This window comes from Hymenobacter gummosus (assembly GCF_003970915.1).
Classification (GTDB): Bacteria; Bacteroidota; Bacteroidia; order Cytophagales; family Hymenobacteraceae; genus Solirubrum; species Solirubrum gummosum.
In genome coordinates, this window is sequence record NZ_RXOF01000002.1 from 447,730 (window position 1) to 469,277 (window position 21,548).

Consider the following 21,548-nt stretch of genomic DNA (forward strand, 5'->3'; position numbering starts at 1 on the left):
CAGCCCGTCATCCTGAGCGCAGCGAAGGACCTTCCCCCAACCCTGCACCGCCGCTGATGCCAATGTGCAGCCGCTTTGCAACAAAGAAGCGCAGCCACCAGCGTTGGTAGCTGCGCTTCTCTACATTCCTACTAATCCTAAGTAGCAGCGTCAGCACTGCGTAGGTGGCGGCGGTGCAGGGTGGGAGGAAGGTCCTTCGCTGCGCTCAGGATGACGTTCTTAATGCTACGCTACTGCTCCTGCACCGCGCGGGTGCCGGCGTAGTAGTAGAGCTCGGCCAGCGTCTTCTCGTAGCCGGCGCGCAGGCTTTCCTGCTTCAGCCGCAGCTCGATGAGCTTGGTTTCGCGGCTGTTCACCAAGAACAAGGTGCTTTCCCCCAGCTCGAACTTCTGCAGCTCGGCCCGCAGCAGCAGGCGCTGGTTCTCGATGGTCTGGGCCTGGATATTCAGCTGCTGCTCGTAGGCCTTGAGGGCGTTGAAGCGGGCCTGCACCTGGTTGACGATGACGCGGCGGCTGTTTTGCTGCTCCAGGGTGGCGTCCTGCACTTTCAGGCGGGTTTCCCAGAGCTTGCCGCGCTCCTTGCGCAAGAACAGCGGGAAGGCAAAGTCCACGCCCACCTTGTAGTTGTTGCGGCCGAAGTCGTAGTAGGCCGGCACTTCGGGACGGTAAAAGTCGCCGCGGCTGAGCAGGTAGCCGCTCACGTTGACGGTCGGCTTCAGCAGCTCCCGGCGAAACCGCTCCTCCACGCCCAGCTGCCGGATTTTGGCGTCCAGTTTCAGCAGGGTGGGGTGCCGGCTTTCGGCAAAGTCCAGCAGCCCGCGCAGCGCCACCGTGTCGAGGGGCTGCAGGGTGGGGCGCTGGGGCACGGCATAGGCCGGCAGCTCCACCGGCTGGCCGTCCTTGTTCCAGAGGTAGGTGCTGAGCAGCAGGCTGTTGTTCTGCAGCTCCACCTGCTGCTGGGCCAGCTGCACGAGGCGGTCCTGCACCGTAATCTGGGCTTCCACCGAGTCGATGGGGGCCTGGTCGCCGATGACGGCGCGGCGGCTGGTGGCCCGGAAGCGCGTTTCGGCCAGCTGAATGGCTTCCCGGGTCAGCAGCATCTGCTGGTAGCCGTAGTACCAGTTCCAGTAGTCCTTGGCGGCCTGCAGCCAGATTTCGTTGATCTGCTTCACCTTGTCGGCCTCGGCCGCGTCCACCAAAATCTTGGCCTGGCGCAGGGTGCTGCGGCGCGCGTCGATGAGCAGGCCCTGGCCCAGCGGCACCGACAGGCCCGCCACGGCCAGCCCGTCGAGCGGGGTGCGGTGCTCGGGGTTCACGTAGGTGCCCACCATTCGCTCGTAGCCCACTTTCAAATCGATGCCGGCCGGCCACACCGGGACCTTCAGCTCGTTGGCCCAGTTGTTATAGTACTGCGTGCCGCCGAACAGCTTCCGGTCGAAGCCCGAGCCCAGCTTGGGGTCGAAGCCGCCGCGGGCCTGCTGCACCTGGGAGCGGGCCGTTTCGCTGAGCAGGGCCGCCTGCTTCACCACGGGGTGGTTGGCAAACACCAGCTCGGCCAGGTCCTGCAACGAGAAAACGCGGGCGGTATCGGCCGCCGGGCGGTCCTGGGTTAGCTGCTCGGTTTGCAGGGGCGCGGGCTCCAGGCCCGGCTTGCGGGCGGGCAGGCGCGGGTGCTGGGCCTGCGCCGCGAAACCCAGCAGGCCCAGCAGCAGGGCAGCGGCTATTCGTTTTTCGTTGTTCGTTGTTCGTTTTTCGTTGACGTTCAGCGCCGGCCCCAACAACCTAAAGGCAAGGCGTTGTTTTTGGGGAAGGGGCGAAAAACGAATAACGAACAACGAAAAACCCATCAGGTATTTCCTCATTATTTCTCCGCTTTGACTTTCACCGGGGCCTCGCTGGGTTCCGTTTCGAGCGTGGGCGGAAAGCCGTTGAGCTGCCGCCAGATTTCGTACCACACCGGCACCGAGTCCAGAATTACCCAGCCGTACACGCCCGAGCCCAGGCGCAGCTGCGCGGGCCAGTCCCGGTCCCGCTCGTGGTGCTGGTCGGGGCGCACCAGCAGGCGGTACTTCCCGTTGCCGCTGCTCACCACGTCGATGACGGTGACGGTGCCGCCGAAGGTGCCCACGGCCACCGAGGGCCAGCCCGAAAACTGAATGGCGGGCCAGCCGTCGAACTGCAGGCGCACCTGCCGGCCGCGCTGAATCAGGGGCACGTCCATGGCCCGCACGTACAGCTCGGCGGCCAGGATGGGCGCGTCGGGCTGCAGGGTGGCAATGGATTCGCCCTCCTTAATCGTCTCGCCGATACCGGCCTTGAGCGTGCGCACCACGTAGCCGGCCTGCGGGGCCCGCACCACGTACAGGCCGCGGCGCACCTCCACGTTGCTGATTTTGTTGCGCAGCGCCGCTACCTCGCCCTCCGACGAAGCCCGGCTCGACACGGCCGAGCTGCGGTCCGACAAGGTCTTGGCCAAATCCTGCTCGTACTTGGCGCGCAGGTTACTCAGCTCGATGCGGGCGTTGGCCAAGGACTGCTGCGAGTTGAGCAGCTTGTTGCGCTGGGCCGTCACCTTGGCCTGGTCCTCCTGCAGCTTCAGGCGGCGCGTTTCGATGTCGGTCAGCGAGAACAGGCCGTTCTTGTAGCCTTCCTCGTAGCGGGCCAGCCGGGCCCGGGCAATCTGGTAGAAGTTGGTTACCGCCACTAGGTCGGCCGAGTCGATGCGGACCGTGTTGCGGGCCTGCGTGACGCGGTTGCGGGCCGCATCGAGCTGCACGTTCAGCGTCAGGCGTAGGGCCTCAATCTGCTGGTCGGTGGCCTGAATCTTGGCCGTGTTGGCCGCCACGTTGCCCTGCTTGGCCGCCAGCTGCTCGCGCAGGCGCTCGGGCAGGTTCGGGTCGAAGTACTCGTCCTTGATTTCGGAAATCGTCAGCAGCGTGTCGCCCTCCTTCACCAGCTGACCTTCGCGCACATTCCAGTGCTCAATGCGGCCGGCAATGGCGTTCTGCACCGTCTGAGGGCGGTCCTGGGGGCGCAGGGTGGTCAGCGTGCCCGAGCCCTGGATGGTCTGGCGCCAGGGCAGAAACAGAATGACGACGAAGATAACGCCCACGGCCACCAGCACCCGGGCCAGCAGCCGGGCGCCCTTGGGCTGCAGCAGCTCCTGGCGCGCCCGGTCCAGCTCCTCGTGCCAGAGGGAGTCGTCTACTTCCTGGTTCGAGATATTAAGCATGGTGGGAGTCAGCGGTATGAGGTTTATCCAGGGGCAAATCGGGCACGGCGGCCAGCTTCTCTACGCCGGTGAGCATGTCGAAGATGGTGCCCACCCCGCTCAGCAGCTTCTCGATGGAGCTGCTGATCTGCACGATGAGCACTTCGGCGGCCACGAACTGGCCCAGGGTCATCTGCCGCGACACCACGAACAGGGTGCCGGCGATAAGCAGGGCGGCCGTCAGCACGGTGCGCAGGGCCACGCCCCAGCCGTAGTAGGTTTTGAGCACCCGGAAATGGTCGTTGCGGGCGCGCAGGTACTGGGCCGTCAGCTCGTCGGTGCGGGCCATGGCGTGGTCCTGGGCCGCCTCATTGCCGCGGTACTCGGGCAGCGCGCCGGCCACCTGCTCCAGCCAGTCCACCGTCTCGTACTTGTGGGCCGATTCCTTGATGCTGGTGCGCAGGGCCTGCCGGTAGTGCAGCATGTAAATCAGCCCGAGCATGAACAGGGTAAACACCCCAAAGCCGATGAACACCGGGTGGTAGAACGACAGCACAATGACGGCGAACAGAATCTGAATGCCGGCAAACATCAGGTCAATCAGCAGCTTGGTCAGGCCCTTCTGCACCGTCAGGATGTCGAAGAAGCGGTTTACCAGCTCCGGCGGATTTTCCCCCTCCAGCGCCTTGGGGTCGATGCGGGGCAGGCGGTAGGCGTACTCCATGGCCGCCTTGGCAAACAGGCGCTGCTCCATGGCTTCCACGATGGTAAACTGCCCGATGAGCAGCACCCCGGCCAGCAGCACGCCCACCACTACCACCCCGATGAGGATGTAGGTGGAGCTGAACACGGCCCCGGTCGAAACCAGGTTGAAGACGGCCTGCGTTCCGAGCGGCAGCGTGAGGCTGATCAGGCCTGAGACGATGGCGTAGAAAAGGATGTAGCGGATGGAGCGGCGCTCTGTTTCCAGCACGCGGGTCAGGCGCTGCCAGGGCGTCGGGGGAGGTAAAACGAGGTTTTTAGAGGCCATTCAAGGGCAAGATGAGTTCAGGTAGCGGGCAAGCGCACCGGGGAAGCTACCAGAAAGGTCTGTCGGCTAGGTACGACAGGAGGAGCGCGGCAACGCTTGCACACCGGGCGCCAAAGCCCGCAAAGGGCCTTGTTCATTCGGCAGCAAAAGTACGGTCTAAACCCCGCAAGGATGCGTAAGGTTGCTTAAAATAAGATTAAATCTTGCCGTTAAATTTACATTAAATAGCAACGTGGGGCTTTGTCATTGGATAAAACGAGCCTTTAGCCAACAACTGGGGTTTTGTATCGGCCTGGTTGGCTAGATTGGATGGGTAAGCCCTACACTGATCGGCTACCATGAGTCACCATCTACTGCGCATGTTTGGCTGGTTGCTGCTCCCGGTATTCAGCGGTGGCTGCGTGGTCCACCGGCCCCCCGATTCCTGGGACTACGCCCGACGCCAACCCGACGCCGAACGCGCAACGGAATCGACGCGCGGCTGGAGGTCGGGAAAAAGATTCTCCCGCTTCCGTTGCCTTTTATACTCTGGGAGCTGGGTTCCCGCCGGTATCAGCTGGGCCTGGAGTTTACGGCCGACGGGGTAGCGTACCAGCAGTTCGACTCCATCCGGTATCAGATTCGCCCGCCCGGCAACCAACTGCTAGCGGCCGGTACCCTGCCGTTGCGCCGGGGCCGGGTGGGCCGGCTGCCGTTTCAGCCCTCGGAGCCGCTGGTGCTGGAGCGTTACCTGATTCGCTGCGCCACGCCCGCCCGGCTGCGGCTGGGCCAGCCCCGGCAGGACCTGACGGGTAGCTTCCGGGTTTACGCGGTGGACCGGGCTGGCCGCCCGACTACGCTGGCCCTGGACCAGGTGCCGCTCCGCTATAACAAGCAGTACATTGTCACGCTATGGTGAAGGCCCTCATGGCGTTACTGGCCGGATAAAACAAAAACGGCCGCCCCGAGCGGGACGACCGTTTTGCACTGCCGGGCTTGGTTTTTCCCTAACGCGTAGCCACGGCGGCGGCGCCGTCTTCGGGCGTCGCATTCTTAATTACGGGAATTGTGCGCAAATAGGCGTAAATGGCCTTGGCTTCCGCTTCATCCATGAGGGTGAATTTGGGCATGGGCAGGCGCAGCACGCCCTGCGGGGCCTGCCCGAAGCGCACGGCCTGCACAAACTGCGCCTCCGACCAGTCGCCGAGGCCGGTTTCGGCGTCCATGGTCAGGTTGCGGCTCGGAATCTGGCTGCCGTCGGTGGTCACGAAGTGGGTGCCGCCGGCCATGTAGCCCTCCGACTTTTCCGGCTCCAGCGCGTTGTTGGTCTGGTGGTCCTTGCTGTGGCAGTCGTAGCACTTGTAGCGGCCCATCACCAGGTAGCGGCCATAGGCCACCTGGTCGGTAGGAGCGGGGGAGTCGACGGGGCCGGTGGGCAGGGGCACGGGCTTCATCACCGTGTTGGTGAGGGCCTTGGCCAGGAACGAGGGTTCCTGCTCGGGGGTGGGCGTGGGGTTGGGCTGCACCTGCCGGTCGGCGGAGCGCAGGTAGGCAATGACGCTGGCTACGTCCTCGTCGGACATGTGCACGAAATTGGGCATGACCACCCGGTAGCGCCCGTCGCGGCCGATGCCGGTGCGCAGCACGGCCACCAGCTCCGCGTCGGTCCAGGCGCCGATGCCGTGCTGCGGGTCCTGGGTGATGTTGGCCGCGTAGAGCTTGCCGAACTCCGGCGGCAGCTCGGTGAGCTGCTTGCCGCTGAGGGCCCCGGTGGCCGGGTCGCGGTGGCAGTCGACGCACATGGCGTTGACGATTTTCTGGCCCTGGGCCAGGCGCGCGGGCGTGGCCTGGATGGTCAGGGCGGCCACCTGGGGCTTATCGTAGCTCGGAATGCCGCGCACTTGCACGAAGGTGGCCGCGCAGGCGCCGAGAAACACGACGCCGGCCACGAGCAGACCGAGGATACGGAGGACTTTTTTCATAGCATCAGAAAGGCGGTTGGGGGCAGTAGGAGAGTGGGACAAAAGTAGGTTGAACTTGCACTCCAGTCACTCGCATGATGATGTGAGCGGGGTAGCAGGAGCGTCACATATTGCGGCCGGAGCTGGCAGGGCTGGCGCCGGTTTAGCGAGCAAAGCGAGTGTAACCGGTGCCTGCTGTAAAGCAGGTTTTCAACCTGCGTGGGGCGCCTGAGCAGGTTGGCCGGACCAACGGAACAACGCTACCCGCAGGCTGAAAGCCTGCCTTATTTGCGGCGCCGGTTTAGCTGGCGCAGCCAGCTAAACCGGCGCCAGCTGCGCGTCCCTGCTTTCCCGCCGAACCTCAACCGGCCTTTGGCTGTTTACTAGGTCGGGATTCTTCCTCCCGCTCCCTATCTGCCCCCGAATGAACCACGAAGCTATTCGCACCCTCGGCCAGCTCAAGGCCGCGGGCTACCGCTCGCGCACCGTCAAAGAAGAGCTGCGCGACAACCTGATTCAGAAGCTCCAGCGCCGCGAAAACGCCTTTCCCGGCATCCACGGCTACGAAGAGACGGTGATTCCCGACCTGCAGCGGGCCATCCTGTCCATGCACCACATCAACCTGCTGGGCCTGCGCGGGCAGGCCAAAACGCGCATTGCCCGCCAGCTGGTAGGTTTGCTCGACGAGTACATTCCGGTAGTGCAGGGCTCCGAGCTGAACGACGACCCGCTGCAGCCCCTGTCGCGCTACGCGGTGGATTTGGTGGCCGAAAAGGGCGACGACACCCCGATTGCCTGGCTGCACCGAGACGAGCGGTACACCGAGAAGCTGGCCACGCCCGACGTGTCGGTGGCCGACCTCATCGGCGACGCCGACCCCATCAAGGCCGCCACGCTCAAGCTGCCCTACTCGGATGAGCGCGTGATTCACTTCGGGCTGATTCCGCGGGCGCACCGGGGCATCTTCGTCATCAACGAGCTGCCCGACCTGCAGGCCCGCATCCAGGTGGCGCTGTTCAACATTCTGCAGGAAGGCGACATCCAGATTCGCGGCTTCAAGGTGCGCCTGCCGCTGGATCTGCAGTTCGTCTTCACCGCCAACCCCGAGGACTACACCAACCGCGGCTCCATCGTCACGCCGCTCAAGGACCGCATCGACGCGCAGATTATCACCCACTACCCGAAGTCCATCGACATCGGCAAGCGCATCACCCGCCAGGAGGCCCGCCTGACCGAAGCCCAGCGCGGCCTGGTAACCGGCAACGAGGTCATTCACGATTTGGTGGAGCAGGTGGCCATCGAGGCCCGCGGCTCGGAGTACGTCGACGCCAAATCGGGCGTGTCGGCCCGCCTGACCATCTCGGCCTACGAGCAGGTCATTGCCGCCGCCGAGCGTCGGGCCCTGATCAACGGCGAGACGAAAACCCGCGTGCGGGTGGCCGACTTTATGGCCGCCGTGCCCGCCATTACCGGCAAGGTGGAGCTGGTGTACGAGGGCGAGCAGGAAGGCGCCGGCATCGTGGCCGAGAAGCTGATGGGCAAGGCCCTGCGCAGCCAGTTCCTGCACTACTTCCCCGACCCCGAAAAGGCCAAGAAGCAGAAGGACAAGCCCAACCCCTACAAGCCCGTGCAGGATTGGTTCGGCGCCCACTCCGTCGACATCCTGCACGACGCCCCGGAGGCCGACTACCGCAAGGCCCTGGAAGCCGTGCCCGGCCTGCGCGACCTGGTGAAAGCCAGCATCCCGGCCGAAATGTTCGACGAGGACCCGCTGTTCTGGCAGGAATTCGCCCTGCACGGCATGGCCGAAATGAGCCTGCTCTCCCGCAACCGCCTCACCGGCGGCACCCAGTTCAAGGACCTGTTCTCGTCGATGTTCACCATGCCCAACTTCGGCGGGGACGACGACGACGATGACGACGAGTACCTCTCGTCGAAGAAGCGGAAGCGGCGGTAGAAGTCGTCCGGTTCCCAGGATAAAAAATGAAGGGCCGCCCTGCACTACGCGGGGCGGCCTTTTTCGTGCCCGCGCCTGTTCCGCTCACCCCGGCCGCCGTGCCGTTCGCACAGCGTGGGGCCGGGCTCATCGAAACTCCCGGCGGGAGGGGGTGGGGTTGCCGCACCTTTGTCATGTCAGTCGGGCACAACGCCGCTGCCCGCCGCCGAAACCGCCAACGCCCCGCACCATGAAAGCTCAACTCTTCGCCCGCCTCGCCTCCTTCTTCCTCGTAGTGGCCCTGCTGCTGCCCACCCTCGACGCCGCAGCCACCGTGCGCCCCGCCAACTTCGGCCGCCGCGGCCAGGCCGGCCTGCACCGCCCGGTGTACAAGCAGTACAAGCCCGGCCAGCGCTGGATTTTCCAGAAGCGCTAAGCCCGCCGCCTGGCTCCAGCTTCCGTTATCAGCGCGCCGCTGCTGGCCTTTCCGGGCCGGGGCGGCGCGCGGTGCGTTTACAGGGGCAGCTCCACGGTGAAGGTGCTGCCTTCGCCCAGGTGACTGAGCACCGTGATGCGGCCGCCGGCATTTTCCACGATTTTCTTCACCATGTACAGCCCGATGCCCGAGCCCTCCACGTGGGTGTGCAGGCGCTGAAACATGCCGAAAATCCGCCCCTGCTGGGTGTCGTCGAAGCCCAGGCCGTTGTCTTCCACCAGCAGGCGCAGGCGGCCGGCCTCGGCGTGGCAGCTGATGCTGATCTGCGGCAGCCGCTCGGGGTGGCGGTACTTCAGGGCGTTGGAGAGCAGGTTGTAGACGATGCTGCGCAGGTTTTTGGGCGAGAACGAGATGGTGGGGCAGGCGGCCACGTCCACCGTCAGGCGGGCTTCGGCCTCGCGCAGCAGCGGCAGCAGGTCCTGGCGCACGTCTTCCACCACGGCGGCCAGCACCACGGCTTCGGTGGGCTGCGCGTACTCCTGCTGCAGTTTGCTCACGTCGGTGAGGTAGTCGATGGTGCGCTTGAAGCGGTCCACGGCGCCGTGCATGCGCTCCAGAATGGGCTGCACCAGCTCCTGGGCCAGGGCTTCGGGCGGCAGCTGCTCGGTGAGGGCCCGCAGCAGCCCCTCGATGTTGGTGATGGGCGCCTTCAGGTCGTGGGAGGCGGTGTAGATGAAGTTGTCCAGGTCGGCGTTGGTGCGGCGCAGCTGCTGGTTGAGCGCGGCCAAATCGTCGTTGCGGATGCGCAGCTGCTCGTTGGCCTCGGCCACGTGCTGCTGAGCCAGGGTCTGCTCGGTCACGTCGGTGACTAGGGCGTACAGGCCCGCTACCTGGCCCTCGCGCCAATCGGGGATGTAGCTGGTGCGGATGTGCTTGACGAAGCCTTCCCGGTAGGGCATGCGCGACTCGAAGTCCAGGGCTTCCCCGGCCAGGCCGCGCTCCAGGTAGCCGCGCACGTTCTGGTAGGCTTGCTCGCCGATGACCTCGCGCACGGGCCGGTTCAGCAGGGCTTCCGGGGGCTTGTGAAACCAGATTTGGTAGGCCTGGTTGGCAAACTGGTAGCGCTGCTGCTGGTCGACGTAGCTGATGAGCACGGGCAGCGCGTCGGTGAGCAGGCGCAGGCGCTGGGCGGCGGCTTCGCTGGCCTGCTGGGCCCGTACCTGCTCCGTCACTTCGAAGGCAAACACCACCACGCCGTCAATCCAGCCGTGCTCGTCGTAGCGCGCCTGCTGGATGTAGTTGAAGTAGCGCTCCTCCAGCTTTCCGGTGCGGGGGTTGACCACCGGCAGCAGCATGCTCAGCTCCTGGTGCGTCACGCCCGAGTCGTACACCCGCTGCAGGGTGTGGTGCACGGCATGGTCGCTGATTTCGGGGATGGCGTCGAGGATGGGCTGGCCCAGCAGCCGGCGGCCCGGAAACAGCTGCTCGTAAGCAGGGTTGACCAGCTCGAACACCAGCTCGTCGCCGCCCAGGATGCAGATGCCAGCCGGCGCCTGCATAAACAGGCGTTCCAGGCGGGCGCGCTGCTGCTCGGCTTCGGCGCGGGCGGCCTGCATTTCGCTGGTGCGCAGCCCCACACGCTCCTCCAGCGCCTGCGTCAGCTGCCGCAGCTCCAGCTGGGTGCTCAGCAGCTGGGCATTGTTAAGTAAGAACTCCTCGTTGGCGGCCCGCAGCTCTTCGTTGGTAGCGGCCAGCTCCTCGTTGAGCTCCTGCACCAGCTGGCGGGCCTGCACCTGCGGGGTCACGTCGTAGGCAAAGACGAAGATGCCGTCGATGCGGCCGGAAAGGCTACGGCGGGCCTGGTAGATGAAGTTGTAGTAGCGCTTGTCCAGCTCGCCCGGGGCCCGCCGGCCCTCGTTCTGGTGGTCGAGCTGCACCAGCATTTCGTTGGCGTAGAAGGTTTCGCCGGTCTGGTACACGCGGTCGAGCAGGCCGAAGATGGGCTGGCCGTGCAGCTCGGGCATGGCCTGGGCAATGGGCAGGCCCAGCAGGTGCCGCTCGCCCACCAGCGCCTGGTAGGGCGGGTTGACGAACTGAAACACGTGCTCCGGGCCCTGGAAGATGCAGATCATGGCCGGCGCCTGCTCAAACACGCTGCGTAGCTGCTGGCGCTGCAGCTCGGCCTCGGCGTGGGCTTCCCGCTCCCGGGCCTGGCTTTCGCGCAGGGCCTGCTCGGCGGCGCTGCGCTCGTGGTCGGCCGTATCGGTGAAGCTCACCACCAGCAGCTCCCCGCTGCGCTGGGCGGCCAGGTGAAAGTAGTTGTCGAGTCCGTCGCGCTGGTAGTTCACGTCGAGGCGGCGGGGCTGGCCGCCGGCCCGGAAGGCCTCGCAGTAAAAGCCGAACACGCCCTCGGCCGCGGCGTGGGGGTACAAGGTCAGAAACGAGGCGGCCGGGCGCTCCGGCAGGTTGAGCATACGCTGGGCCGCTGGGTTCAGGTGCTCGTAGGTCAGGTCAATAATATCCGCCTCGGCGCCGGCCGCATAGCGGGGGCGAAACAGGATAACGCCGGTAAGCGAGACGTTCAGCAGCGTGCGCAGCAGCTCGTCGGGCGGGGCAGCCGCAAAGGTCGGCGAGGCAGGAAAGTCGGGCATGGGTACCGGATCGGGAAGCGGCTAAGGCAGGCAACGGGGCCCGCGGCATCCGCGAAAGGTAAGGCAGAAAGAGGGGAGGGGTAGATGCGCAACGCGGCAGCGGGTGTTCGGGTTGCGTTCGGCCAGGCAAAGGGCGCTTTCGCACAGCCCGGGCCGGCGTTGGGCGAAGGCGGCGGCGGCCGGTCGCCGCCGCGGGCCACCTTTGTACTGTCGGCCGGGCAAAGCAGCCCGCCACCGGCACCAAACACGAACATATCAGTCCGGCGCCAGTGCCCGGGCCTACGGTACCGCCGGCTGCCACGCGTTGGCTCCGCAGCATCCTGGGTGGAATGGTTGGGGTCTGCTGCCTCCTAAGTCCAACGGGCAACCGGCAAATAGCCCTCCGCGTCGACCCCGACGGGAGGGCTTTTTTTTTGAGGCATCCGACCAAAGGTGGAAGCGGCGGCCGTGGCCGGGAAGCAGCGGCCGCCCAGCAAAAAGCCCGGTACCAAGCAGGTACCGGGCTTTTGTGTATCAGAGGCGAGCCGGCTTAGGCCTGCTCCTCCTTCACCACGATTTTCTCGATGGTGTCGTTGGCGCGAATCTGGTCGATGACGTCGAGGCCCTCCACCACTTTGCCGAACACGGTGTGGTTGCGGTCGAGGTGGGCGGTGTTGTCGCGCGAGTGGCAGATGAAGAACTGCGAACCGCCGGTGTTGCGGCCAGCGTGGGCCATCGACAGCACGCCGCGGTCGTGGTACTGGTTGCCGCCGTTCAGCTCGCAGGGAATCTTGTAGCCGGGGCCGCCGGTGCCGGGCGCGCCCTTGGCGCCTTCGCGGGTGTTGGGGCAGCCGCCCTGGATGACGAAGTTCGGAATGACGCGGTGAAACTTCAGCCCGTCGTAGAAGCCCTGCTGGGCCAGGTCGGTGAAGTTCTTGACGGTGCCGGGGGCATCCTGCTCGTAGAACTCAACTTTCATCACGCCTTTGCTGGTGTGGATTTCGGCAGTTTTCATGGAATACGTGCGTGTGGGGAAACGTGAAGCGGCCCCGGCCCGGTGGCCGGCGCGGCTGCAAAAGTAGCTTTTTACGGCCGGCCGTAAATCCGGGGTACCGACGAGCTTCGTAAGGTGCTGCAGCCCGGCGGCCGAAGCCCGGTTGCACCACCATCAATTCCTTTCCAAACCTCCCGTTTCCTCTCCGATGAAAAAGACCCTGACTCCCTCGGCGCTGGCCCTGCTGGCCGTAGCCGCTACGCTCAGCCTCGGCAGCTGCGGCGACAACAAGCCCGCCGAAACCACCGAAACGACCACTACGACGGAAGCCGTGACGGAAGCGCCGATGGATACTACGGCCGCTGCCCCGGCCGCTGGTGCCGGCGTGATGGTGGGCGGCGCCATGATGACGCCCGACAAGGACATCGTCGACAACGCCGCCAACTCCAAGGACCACACCACCGTGGTGGCCGCCGTGAAGGCCGCCGGCCTGGTGGAGACGCTGAAGGGCACCGGCCCGTTCACCGTGTTTGCTCCCACCAACACCGCCTTCGAGGCCCTGCCCGCCGGCACCGTCGAAGGCCTGCTGAAGCCCGAGAGCAAAGCCAAGCTCACCAAGGTGCTGACCTACCACGTGGTGCCCGGCGCCCTGAAAGCCGCTGACCTCAAAGACGGGCAGGAGCTGACCACCGTGGAAGGCGAAAAGCTGAAAGTAACCGTGAAGGACGGCACCGTTATGGTCGGCGGCGCCACCGTCACCATCCCCGACGTGGTGTCGAGCAACGGCGTCACCCACGTTATCGACAAGGTGCTGCTGCCGGCCCAGCTGTAAGCAGCCCCGCTGGTCTGAAAAACAACGGCCCGGTCTGCCTCCGCAGGCCGGGCTTTTTCGTGCCATTACCTTTGCCCACGGCGGGCTAGCCCAACCTTGCCGGCCGCCGTTGCGTCTGCTAGCTTTACGCCCCAACCTGAACTATTTATGCGTACCCGCTTCCTGCCTTGGCTGGCGCTGCTGCCCCTGCTGGCCGCCTGCAATTCCCAGCCCGAAACCACCAACCCCGACGCCACCGAAGCCGCCGTGGCCGACTCCGTCGCCTACGACCCCGAAGCCAGCACCGACTCGGCCCGCATGGGCAAGGCGGGCGGCGTGGAAGTGGGTGGCTCGGCCCTCACCCCCGATAAAACCCTGGCCCAGAACCTGGCCGCCTCGCCCGACCTAAGCCAGCTGCTGCAGGCCGCCAAGCAAACCGAGGTGGCCGAAAAGCTGGGCGGCGAGGGGCCCTATACCATCTTCGCGCCCTCCAATGCGGCTTTCGGCGGGCTGCCCCACGGCGCCATGGCTGGCCTGCTCAAGCCCGAAAGCAAGCAGAACCTCACCGGCCTCATTGGCTACCACATCCTGCCCAGCCGCCTGCTGGCCCTGGACCTGCGCGACGGGCAGGAGCTAACCACCCTGGAGGGCCAGAAGCTTAAAATCGGCGTGCAGGGCGAAACAATTACCGTCAACGGCGCCAAAGTGACGACCAAGGACGTGGTGTCGAAGAACGGCGTCATCCACGTTATCGACAAAGTGCTGCTGCCGCCCAACGAGTAAGCCTGGAGAAGTAGAAGCAGAATAAAGATAAAGAACGTCATCCTGAGCAGAGCGAACCGCAGGTCGACGTAGTCAAGGACCTTCCTCGCACCCCGCACCACCGCCACGTACGAAGTGCAGGCTGATCAGCAGGAACGTCAGAAGCGCAGCCACCATGCCCGGACGATTGGGCGTTGGTGGCTGCGCTTTTTAGTTGACATTAAGTAGCGTCAGTACGTCATTATCAGCGGCGGTGCGGGGTTGGAGGAAGGTTCTTGACTACGTCGACCTGCGGTTCGCTGCGCTCAGGATGATGGGCTTTTGTAAGCCATTGCCGCTCCTACCGGTGCAGCCCCGCGCCCTCCGAAATGCGGCGGGCGAAGGAAGTCCAGTCCTCGTCGGCGCTGTCGTGGCGGGCTACGGTGGCGGTGAGGTGGTCGAGGATGATGTTGGCCACGGGCATGGGCACCTGGTGGGTGCGGGCTTCGGCCAGGGTCAGCCTCAGGTCTTTCTGCAGAATGTAGGGCGCCGCGCCGGCGGGCTGGTAGTCTTCCTCCGCAATCATGCGGCCGTAGCTGCGGTAGGCCGGGCTGTTGAACAGCGTAGTGGTCAGAATTTCAAACACCTCCAGGCGGTTCAGCCCGCTCTTTTCGGCCAGCGTAAAGGCCTCGGCCATGGCCTCGATGGCGGCGCCCAGCATGAAGTTGCCGCAGAGCTTGAGCACGTTGGCCGCGCCCGCGTCGGAGCCCAGATCGAAAGAACCCTGGCTGAAGGCGGGCAGCAGTGGCGCCAGCCGGGTCTTGCCCTCGGCCGCCCCCGAGAGGCACACCCACAGCTGCCCGTTGGCCGCCACGATGGGCTTGCCGAACACCGGCGCGGCCACCAGCCAGGTGCCCTGCTCCTGGTGCAGCTCGGCCAGCTCGCGGTTGGTAGCCGGGGCCACGGTGCTGCAGGAGGCGTGCACGGCCCCGCGCGGCATGGCTTCCAAGAAGCCCTCGTCGCCGGTGGCCACGTCGCGCAGCACCGCGTCGTCGCTGAGCATGGTGAAGACCACCTCGGCCTCGCGCACGGCGTCGGCGGGGGTGGCGGCCAGGCGGGCACCGCGGTCCTGCAGGCGCTCGGCCTTGTCGGGCGTGCGGTTGTACACGGTGAGCTGGTGGCCGGCCAGCAGCAGGTTGGTGGCCATGGCCTGGCCCATGCGGCCGAGGCCGATGAAGGCGATAGAGTGCTTCATGAAGACAGCAGAGCGTTAAGCGGAGGCGGCTCTGGTGTATTCGCAGGGGACAGGGCGCGGGTTGTGAGCCGGGCCGAATCGGTAACTGCTGGCGGCCGGCAAGGGCGGGTAGCCGCGAGCCTTGGTGGTGGCAATCAGCACCGGTGTCTGGTGCCGGCAACGATAATGGTAATGCGACTCCGAAGCCGTACCGCCCCGCGGGGCTTAGCGGCGGTTGTCCTCGTCGGCCAGCATGCTCAGGTAGCTGTCGTAGCGCGGCAGGGCGATTTTGCCCTTTTTCACGCCTTCCTGCACGGCGCAGCCCGGCTCCTCCACGTGGCGGCAGTTGTGGTAGCGGCACTGGCCCAGCAGGGCGCGCATTTCGGGGAAGTAGTGGGCCAGCTCGTTCTTTTTCATGTCCACCAGCCCCAGCTCCTTGATGCCGGGCGTGTCGATGAGGTAGGTGCCGGGACGCACTTCCAGCATTTCGGCGAAAGTGGTGGTATGCCGGCCCTTGTCGGAATACTCGCTGATTTCGGCCGTCTTCAGCTCCAGATCGGGCACCAGCGCGTTGATGAGCGTGCTCTTGCCCACGCCCGAGTGCCCCGACAGCAGGGTGGTCTTGCCGTCGAGCAGGGCTTCAATGTCGGCCACGCCCTCGCCGGTGTGGGCCGAGGAGCGCAGCGTGGGGTAGCCCGTCCGCTCGTACATGTTCTGAATCTGCCCCAGGTACTCCAGCAGCTCCTCTTCGTAGATATCGACCTTGTTGAACACCAGCGTGGCCGGAATGCTATAAGCCTCGGCTGTGACCAGAAACCGGTCGATAAACCCAAACGACGTGGCCGGCGAGGCCAGCGTGACGATGAGCAGGGCCTGGTCGATATTGGCCGCCACGATGTGGGCGTGCTCGGCCTTGTGCACCGAGCGGCGGATGATGTAGTTGCGCCGCGGCTCGATGTGGTCGATAACACCGGTGCCCGCGTCGCCGTCGGGGTCAGCGTCGAAGCCCACCACGTCGCCCACAGCCAGCGGATTGCTCACTTTCAGCCCCTTGTGCTTGAAGCGCCCGCGCAGGCGGCAGCGGTGCAGCTGCTGGGTGGCGTGGTCGCGCACCACGTACCACGAGCCGGTAGATTTGACGACGGTTCCGGTCATGCTGTAGGGTAGGAGGGTGTGAGGGAAGGAGGGCAAGAGTTATTAGGGGCACTAAGGGCGAACTAAGAGCGAAGGGAAGAAGGCATTGACTTGTAAAAGGTCATGGCCTGACAACTCTTACCCTCCTACCCGCATACCCTCATGAACTACCCGCAGGATGCGCCCCGTGGCGCCGGCTTCCTGCTGTACGTAGGCCCGGGCGCGCTGGCCCAGCTCCCGGCGCTGGGTGGCGTCGGTCAGCAGGGGCTGCAGGGCGGTCTGGGCTTCTTCGGGCGTAGTCACCACGAAGGCCAGGCCCTGGGCTACCAGGTCGCGGGCTTCGCGGAACTTCTCGTAGCGCGGGCCGAAGAGCAGGGGCAGGCCGAAGGCGGCGGCTTCCAGCGTGTTGTGCAGGCCCTTGCCAAAGGCCCCGCCGATGTAGCCCAGGTCGCCGGCGCGGTACAGCTCGCGCAGCAGGCCGATGTTGTCGATGAGCAGCACCCGGGCCTGGGCCACGGTGGCCGCGTCGGCCTGGGAGTAGCGCACCACCCGGCCGGGCAGCACGGCTTCCACCTGCGTCAGGTGCGCCTCGCTGATTTCGTGCGGGGCCACGATGACGCGCAGCTCGTCGGCGTGGCGCTGCACCGCGGGCGTGAGTACGTCCACGTCGGGCGGCCACACCGAGCCAGCCACCAGCACCGGGGCCGCATCGGCCGTGAAAGCGGCTACGATGGGCAGCTCCCGCGGCGGGGCGGCGGCCGTGGCCGCCACGGTGTCGAAGCGGGTGTCGCCGGCCACGGTGGTCTGGGTGATGCCGATGCGGCGCAGCAGCTGCACGGAGGCCTGGTCCTGGGTGAAGATGTGCGTCAGCTGGCCCAGCACCCGGCGGAAAAAGCCGCCCCAGGGCTTGAAGAATACCTGCTCGGCGCGGAAGATGGCCGACACGCAGATGGTGGGCACCCGCTGGCGCTTCAGCTCGGCCAGGTAGTGGTACCAGAACTCGTACTTGACGAAGATGGCCAGCTCGGGCCGCACCGTCTGCACGAAAGCGCGGGCGTTGGCGACCGTGTCGAGCGGGAGGTAAAGGATGTAGTCGGCCCCGGGCCAGTCTTTGCGCACCTCGTAGCCTGAAGGCGAGAAGAACGTCAGCACCAGCCGGTGGCCGGGATACTGCTGGCGCAGGGCTTCCAGCAGCGGGCGGCCCTGCTCAAACTCGCCCAGCGAGGCGCAGTGCAGCCAGATGCGCGGGGCCGCGTCGGCGGCCAGCTGCTGCTGCAGGCGCGGCAGCCAGCCACGGCGGCCCTCCACCCACTGCCGGGCTTTCGGCACGAAAGGCGCCACCAGGCGCAGCAGCAGGCCGTAGAGGCGCAGGGCAAGGGAATAGAGGAAAACCAACGGGAAAGTTTGGGCAGGTGTCGAACAATCAGGCCGCGAAATTAGCAGGTAAGCCGCGCCCGAGTGTAGCGCGGGCTTTAGCCCGCGTCCGCCAGATGGTAGCTTTAGTCAATCCCGCCAGATAGTAACTGGAGTCAACTGGCTCATTATGTTCAACGACAATCGTTCGGGCAAACGCGGACTAAACCGAAGGAAGGCGGAGCCAAGCCCGCGCTACAGCAAAAAAGCTCCGGCCACGACGACCGGAGCTTTTTGGGAACCCATTAGCTTGGGCTTAAGCGTGCTTGGCCAGGTAATTGGCGACGCCTTCGCGGGTGGCCGACATGGCCTCCTTGCCTTCTTCCCAGTTGGCGGGGCACACTTCGCCGTTTTTCTCGAAGTACTGCAGGGCATCCACCAGGCGCATGGCCTCGTCGATGCTGCGGCCCAGCGGACCGTCGTTCACCAGCTGGTGGCGCACGATGCCGTCCTTGTCGATCAGGAACAGGCCGCGGTAAGCCACGGGCGAGCCCACGAAGGTCATTTCGCCGGCTTCGTTGTAGTCGTAGTGGCCGCCGAGCACGTCGTAGTTGGCCGCAATGGTCTTGGTCGCGTCGGCTACCAGCGGGTAGGTCACGCCTTCGATGCCGCCCTTGTCGCGCGGGGTATTCAGCCAGGCAAAGTGCGAGAAGTGCGAGTCGGTGGAGCAGCCCACGATGGCTACGCCTTTGGCCTCAAACTCGGCCAGACGGTCTTCAAACGCAATGATTTCAGTGGGGCAAACGAACGTGAAGTCGGCCGGGTAGAAGTAGAAAATGACGTGCTTCTTGCCCAGGTAACGGTCGAGCGAGAAATCCTCTTCGAATTCGCCGTCGATAACGGCGGTAGCTTTGAAAGAGGGGGCACGCTTGCCTACGAGAACTGCCATGAGAGTTGGAGTTGGGTGAAAAATGAACTGCTGGAAGTGGGTGGGGCAGTTGGTTGGTACAGGTCGGTATACGCGGAAACCGCCGCGCCGGTGAATTTTATCGGGCGTGCAACTGATTTATTAACAGTGGATTGTCACTTGCGCACGCCCGTGATGTGCAGGGAGAAGGAGTGGGGCTGGAAATGCTCGAAGCCCCGGCTGGCGAAGAATTCCTGCAGCAGCTGGTCGAGCTTCGGGTCGCAGTAGTCGATGATTTCCTGCGTGTCCTGGCAGACGAGGTGGTGGTGGTTGGAGCAGTCCGTGTCGTAGCGGCGGCGGGTACCGTCGGCATCGGCCACGCGCTTGAGCAGCCCGGCGGCCACGAAGGAATCCAGCGCCTTGTACACCGTGCCCAGCGAAATGGTGGGGTGCGCCGGCCGCACCCGCCGAAACACCAGCTCGGCCGTAGGATGCCCCGGCAGGGTCAGCAGCGCCTCCAGAATCACCATGCGCTGCTGGGTGGCCCGCAGCCCCGCCTGGGTCAGGCGCTGGTGCAGCTGGTCACGGTCGGGCAGGGGCAAGGTGGTCGGTGTACTCACAGATAGGAATGATTCTCCGCAGCAAAAGTACGCCTATAAGCTGAACCAGCCCAAAAAGGTTTGATTTTGGTGGGGTGACACGTGACAAGTAACAGGTGATAGGTCAGAATGCTCAACGTGTTACTTGTCACATGTCACCTGTTACTTGTCACCCAAAGCCCGCGCCACGAACTGGAACGTTTGCCGGGTGCGCTGCTCCAGCAGCAGCTCGCGGCCCTCGGTGAGCTGGCTGATGGCCTCGGCGGTGTAGTTCTTGATGGTGTACAGCTCCAGGCCGGTGTTGTAGTAGATGGTAAACTGCTCGCGCAGCTGCTCCAGCAGCTTGCGCAGGCGGTACTCGTGCCAGTCGGTGCATACCGAGAAGCTGATGGCCGAGTTCTGCATCAGGTTGATTTTCAGCCGCACCTGGGCCAGCGTGCCGAAAATCACCTCCAGGTTTTCCTCCGAAATAAACGTGAGGTCCTTGGACTCGAAGGAAACCAGGCACTGCTCGGTTTTGCGGATAAAGGCCGGGGCCAGCAGGCCGTGCTTGCAGTCGTGAATGCGGGTGCCCTCGGCTGCGGGGTCCACAAACGACTTGACCAGCAGCGGAATGCGCCGCACGGCCAGGGGCTTGATGGTCTTGGGGTGAATCACCGAGGCCCCGTAGTACGCCATTTCAATGGTTTCCTGGTAGCTGATTTCGGGGTAGCGCACCGTGTCGGGGAAGATCTTGGGGTCGGCGTTGAGCAGGCCGGCCACGTCCTTCCAGATGGTCACCGACTCGGCCCCGAGGCAGTAGGCCAGGATGGCGGCCGTGTAGTCGGAACCCTCGCGGCCCAGCGTGGTGGTCTGGCCGCTGGCCGTGCCGCCCAGAAAGCCCTGCGTCAGCACCACGCCCTGCGCCAGCAACGGGGGCACCTGCTCGCGCAGGTTGCGCTCGGTGGTAGCCCAGTCCACCCGGCCCTCGCGCCACGAGTGGTCGGTGCGGATGAGCGGGCGCACGTCGAGCCACCGGGCCCCCACGGCCGCCGCCACGATGCACGTCGCCAGCAGCTCGCCGAAGCTCACCACCTGGTCGTACTGCCGGTCGTACTCGCCCTTCGCGAGCGTGGCCAGCCGGTCGCCCAGCTCCTGCAGCAGGTGCGGCAGGGCGCCGCTGCCCTCGCCGCAGGCGGGCACGCCGTCGGCGTCGAGCGGGGCGGCGGGCAGCAGGCCCCGGGCTACCTCCAGGTGAAAGCGGCGCAGTTCCGCCAGCGGCGCGGCGTAGTCCTGGCCCGAGTGCGCCAGGTGAAAAATATGCTCCAGGGCGTTGGTGGTCTTACCCATGGCCGAAACCACCACCAGGAGGGGTTGGCCGTCAGGATTTTGCCCCAGGATTTGTTGCAGATTTTTTATAGCGGCGGCGTCCTTGACGGAGGCGCCCCCGAACTTGTACACGCGGAGCGGCGGCGAAGATTGCATGCGTCAAAAGTAGAAAGCGGGTCGAAAACGCGTAGTTTTGTTACCCCCTGTTCCCGTTTTTTTCTCACTTCCCACTGCTTATGGACCACAATCAGGACCGCCTTGCGCTGCCCGTCGGTACCACCCTCGACCGGTTTATCATGCGCAAGCAGGAGGACTTCCCCTACGCCACCGGCGAGCTGTCCCAGCTGCTGCGCGACATTGCGCTGGCGGCCAAAATCGTCAACCGCGAAATCAACCGCTCGGGCCTGATTGACATCACCGGCGCCTACGGCCAGCAGAACGTGCAGGGCGAGGAGCAGCAGAAGCTCGACGTCATTGCCAACATCCGCTTCATCCGCGCCCTGCGCAACGGCGGCGAAGTCTGCACGGTCATTTCCGAGGAGGAAGAGGACATGATTCAGACCGGCAAAAACCACGGCAAGTACGTGGTGGCCATCGACCCGCTCGACGGCTCCTCCAACATCGACGTGAACGTGAGCATCGGCACTATCTTCTCGATTTACCGCCGCCAGTCGGCCATCGGGCAGGAGGGCACCCAGGAGGACTGCCTGCAGAAGGGCGTGCACCAGGTGGCCGCCGGCTACGTGATTTACGGCTCGAGCACCATGCTGGTGTACACAACCGGCAACGGCGTGAACGGCTTCACTTACGAAGCCTCCCTGGGCGAATTTTTCCTCTCGCACCCCAACATCACCACGCCGCAGTCGGGCAACATCTACTCCATCAACGAGGGCAGCGCCAACTCCTTCCCCGAGGGCGTGAAGCAGTTCGTGCAGTACTGCAAGGACCAGAGCTTCTCGGCCCGCTACATCGGCTCCCTGGTGGCCGATTTCCACCGCAACCTGCTTAAGGGCGGCATCTACATCTACCCGCCCACTCACAAGGCCCCCAACGGCAAGCTGCGGCTCATGTACGAGTGCAACGCCCTGGCTTTCATCGTGGAGCAGGCCGGCGGCAAGGCCAGCACCGGCAAGCAGCGCCTGCTCGAAATCGAGCCGACCTCCCTGCACGAGCGGTGTCCGCTGTTCATCGGTTCCACCGAGCTGGTGGAGAAGGCCGAAGCCTTTCTCTCGCCCGAGCCCGCCGAAGCCGTAGCCGCCCGCGAAGCGTAAACGGGTAGTCGGT

Annotated in this window: 18 protein-coding genes; 6 read left to right on the forward strand and 12 right to left on the reverse strand. The window is 65.1% G+C overall.

What is annotated here, in order from left to right; all coding sequences use genetic code 11:
• Nucleotides 1-230 precede the first annotated feature (230 nt).
• From EJV47_RS05300 to EJV47_RS05310, 3 genes are all read right to left on the reverse strand, one after another.
• Nucleotides 231-1,778: a TolC family protein gene (locus EJV47_RS05300; protein WP_243651021.1), complete on the reverse strand. Its 1,548-nt coding sequence runs from the start codon at nucleotides 1,776-1,778 to the stop codon at nucleotides 231-233.
• Between the two features lie 83 nt (nucleotides 1,779-1,861).
• Complete coding sequence (locus tag EJV47_RS05305; RefSeq protein ID WP_126692088.1) at nucleotides 1,862-3,232, reverse strand: HlyD family secretion protein; 1,371 nt, start codon at nucleotides 3,230-3,232, stop codon at nucleotides 1,862-1,864.
• Nucleotides 3,225-4,241 carry an ABC transporter transmembrane domain-containing protein gene (locus tag EJV47_RS05310; protein WP_126692089.1) on the reverse strand — a complete coding sequence of 339 codons (1,017 nt, stop codon included), beginning with the start codon at nucleotides 4,239-4,241 and terminating at the stop codon, nucleotides 3,225-3,227. Before EJV47_RS05310 ends, EJV47_RS05305 begins: the two co-directional genes overlap by 8 nt.
• A 514-nt stretch (nucleotides 4,242-4,755) precedes the next feature.
• Between EJV47_RS05310 and EJV47_RS05315 the strand changes: the two genes are divergently transcribed.
• Nucleotides 4,756-5,139 carry a hypothetical protein gene (locus EJV47_RS05315; RefSeq protein WP_126692090.1) on the forward strand — a complete coding sequence of 128 codons (384 nt, stop codon included), beginning with the start codon at nucleotides 4,756-4,758 and terminating at the stop codon, nucleotides 5,137-5,139.
• A gap of 88 nt (nucleotides 5,140-5,227) precedes the next feature.
• On the opposite strand, the gene EJV47_RS05320 is transcribed toward EJV47_RS05315, so the two are convergent.
• Nucleotides 5,228-6,202, reverse strand: a complete 975-nt coding sequence (locus EJV47_RS05320; protein WP_126692091.1) for a c-type cytochrome — start codon at nucleotides 6,200-6,202, stop codon at nucleotides 5,228-5,230.
• A 403-nt stretch (nucleotides 6,203-6,605) separates the two neighbouring features.
• On the opposite strand from EJV47_RS05320, the gene EJV47_RS05325 reads away from it, so the two are divergent.
• Nucleotides 6,606-8,138, forward strand: coding sequence for a sigma 54-interacting transcriptional regulator (locus EJV47_RS05325; protein WP_126692092.1), 1,533 nt, complete (start codon nucleotides 6,606-6,608; stop codon nucleotides 8,136-8,138).
• Between the two features lie 229 nt (nucleotides 8,139-8,367).
• A complete protein-coding gene (locus EJV47_RS05330) occupies nucleotides 8,368-8,553 on the forward strand; it encodes a hypothetical protein (protein ID WP_126692093.1) in 186 nt (61 codons plus the stop codon).
• A 77-nt stretch (nucleotides 8,554-8,630) separates the two neighbouring features.
• Here EJV47_RS05330 and EJV47_RS05335 read toward each other — a convergent pair whose 3' ends face one another.
• Both EJV47_RS05335 and EJV47_RS05340 read right to left on the reverse strand, forming a co-directional pair.
• Complete coding sequence (locus tag EJV47_RS05335; RefSeq protein WP_126692094.1) at nucleotides 8,631-11,204, reverse strand: PAS domain-containing protein; 2,574 nt, start codon at nucleotides 11,202-11,204, stop codon at nucleotides 8,631-8,633.
• Nucleotides 11,205-11,733: 529 nt separating this feature from the next.
• Nucleotides 11,734-12,198 (reverse strand): peptidylprolyl isomerase, encoded by a 465-nt coding sequence (locus EJV47_RS05340; protein ID WP_126692095.1) that lies wholly within the window; start codon nucleotides 12,196-12,198, stop codon nucleotides 11,734-11,736.
• Nucleotides 12,199-12,523: 325 nt separating this feature from the next.
• On the opposite strand from EJV47_RS05340, the gene EJV47_RS05345 reads away from it, so the two are divergent.
• Together EJV47_RS05345 and EJV47_RS05350 are read left to right on the forward strand one after the other, a co-directional pair.
• Complete coding sequence (locus tag EJV47_RS05345; RefSeq protein ID WP_243651030.1) at nucleotides 12,524-13,009, forward strand: fasciclin domain-containing protein; 486 nt, start codon at nucleotides 12,524-12,526, stop codon at nucleotides 13,007-13,009.
• A 147-nt stretch (nucleotides 13,010-13,156) separates the two neighbouring features.
• Entirely contained in the window at nucleotides 13,157-13,771 is a 615-nt protein-coding gene (locus EJV47_RS05350; protein ID WP_126692097.1) for a fasciclin domain-containing protein, read from the forward strand.
• Nucleotides 13,772-14,090: 319 nt separating this feature from the next.
• On the opposite strand, the gene EJV47_RS05355 is transcribed toward EJV47_RS05350, so the two are convergent.
• The 6 genes from EJV47_RS05355 to EJV47_RS05380 form a co-directional block, all read right to left on the reverse strand.
• Nucleotides 14,091-14,984 (reverse strand): NAD(P)-dependent oxidoreductase, encoded by an 894-nt coding sequence (locus tag EJV47_RS05355; protein ID WP_126692098.1) that lies wholly within the window; start codon nucleotides 14,982-14,984, stop codon nucleotides 14,091-14,093.
• Between the two features lie 204 nt (nucleotides 14,985-15,188).
• Nucleotides 15,189-16,118, reverse strand: a complete 930-nt coding sequence (rsgA, locus tag EJV47_RS05360) for a ribosome small subunit-dependent GTPase A (protein ID WP_126692099.1) — start codon at nucleotides 16,116-16,118, stop codon at nucleotides 15,189-15,191.
• A 117-nt stretch (nucleotides 16,119-16,235) separates the two neighbouring features.
• Entirely contained in the window at nucleotides 16,236-17,492 is a 1,257-nt protein-coding gene (locus EJV47_RS05365) for a 3-deoxy-D-manno-octulosonic acid transferase (protein WP_126692100.1), read from the reverse strand.
• A gap of 274 nt (nucleotides 17,493-17,766) precedes the next feature.
• Nucleotides 17,767-18,399, reverse strand: a complete 633-nt coding sequence (locus tag EJV47_RS05370) for a peroxiredoxin (protein ID WP_126692101.1) — start codon at nucleotides 18,397-18,399, stop codon at nucleotides 17,767-17,769.
• Nucleotides 18,400-18,533: 134 nt separating this feature from the next.
• Complete coding sequence (locus tag EJV47_RS05375) at nucleotides 18,534-18,977, reverse strand: Fur family transcriptional regulator (RefSeq protein WP_243651022.1); 444 nt, start codon at nucleotides 18,975-18,977, stop codon at nucleotides 18,534-18,536.
• 141 nt (nucleotides 18,978-19,118) lie between these two features.
• Entirely contained in the window at nucleotides 19,119-20,420 is a 1,302-nt protein-coding gene (locus tag EJV47_RS05380; protein ID WP_126692102.1) for an aspartate kinase, read from the reverse strand.
• Nucleotides 20,421-20,500: 80 nt separating this feature from the next.
• Between EJV47_RS05380 and fbp the strand changes: the two genes are divergently transcribed.
• Entirely contained in the window at nucleotides 20,501-21,535 is a 1,035-nt protein-coding gene (fbp, locus tag EJV47_RS05385) for a class 1 fructose-bisphosphatase (protein WP_126692103.1), read from the forward strand.
• Nucleotides 21,536-21,548: the final 13 nt, after the last annotated feature.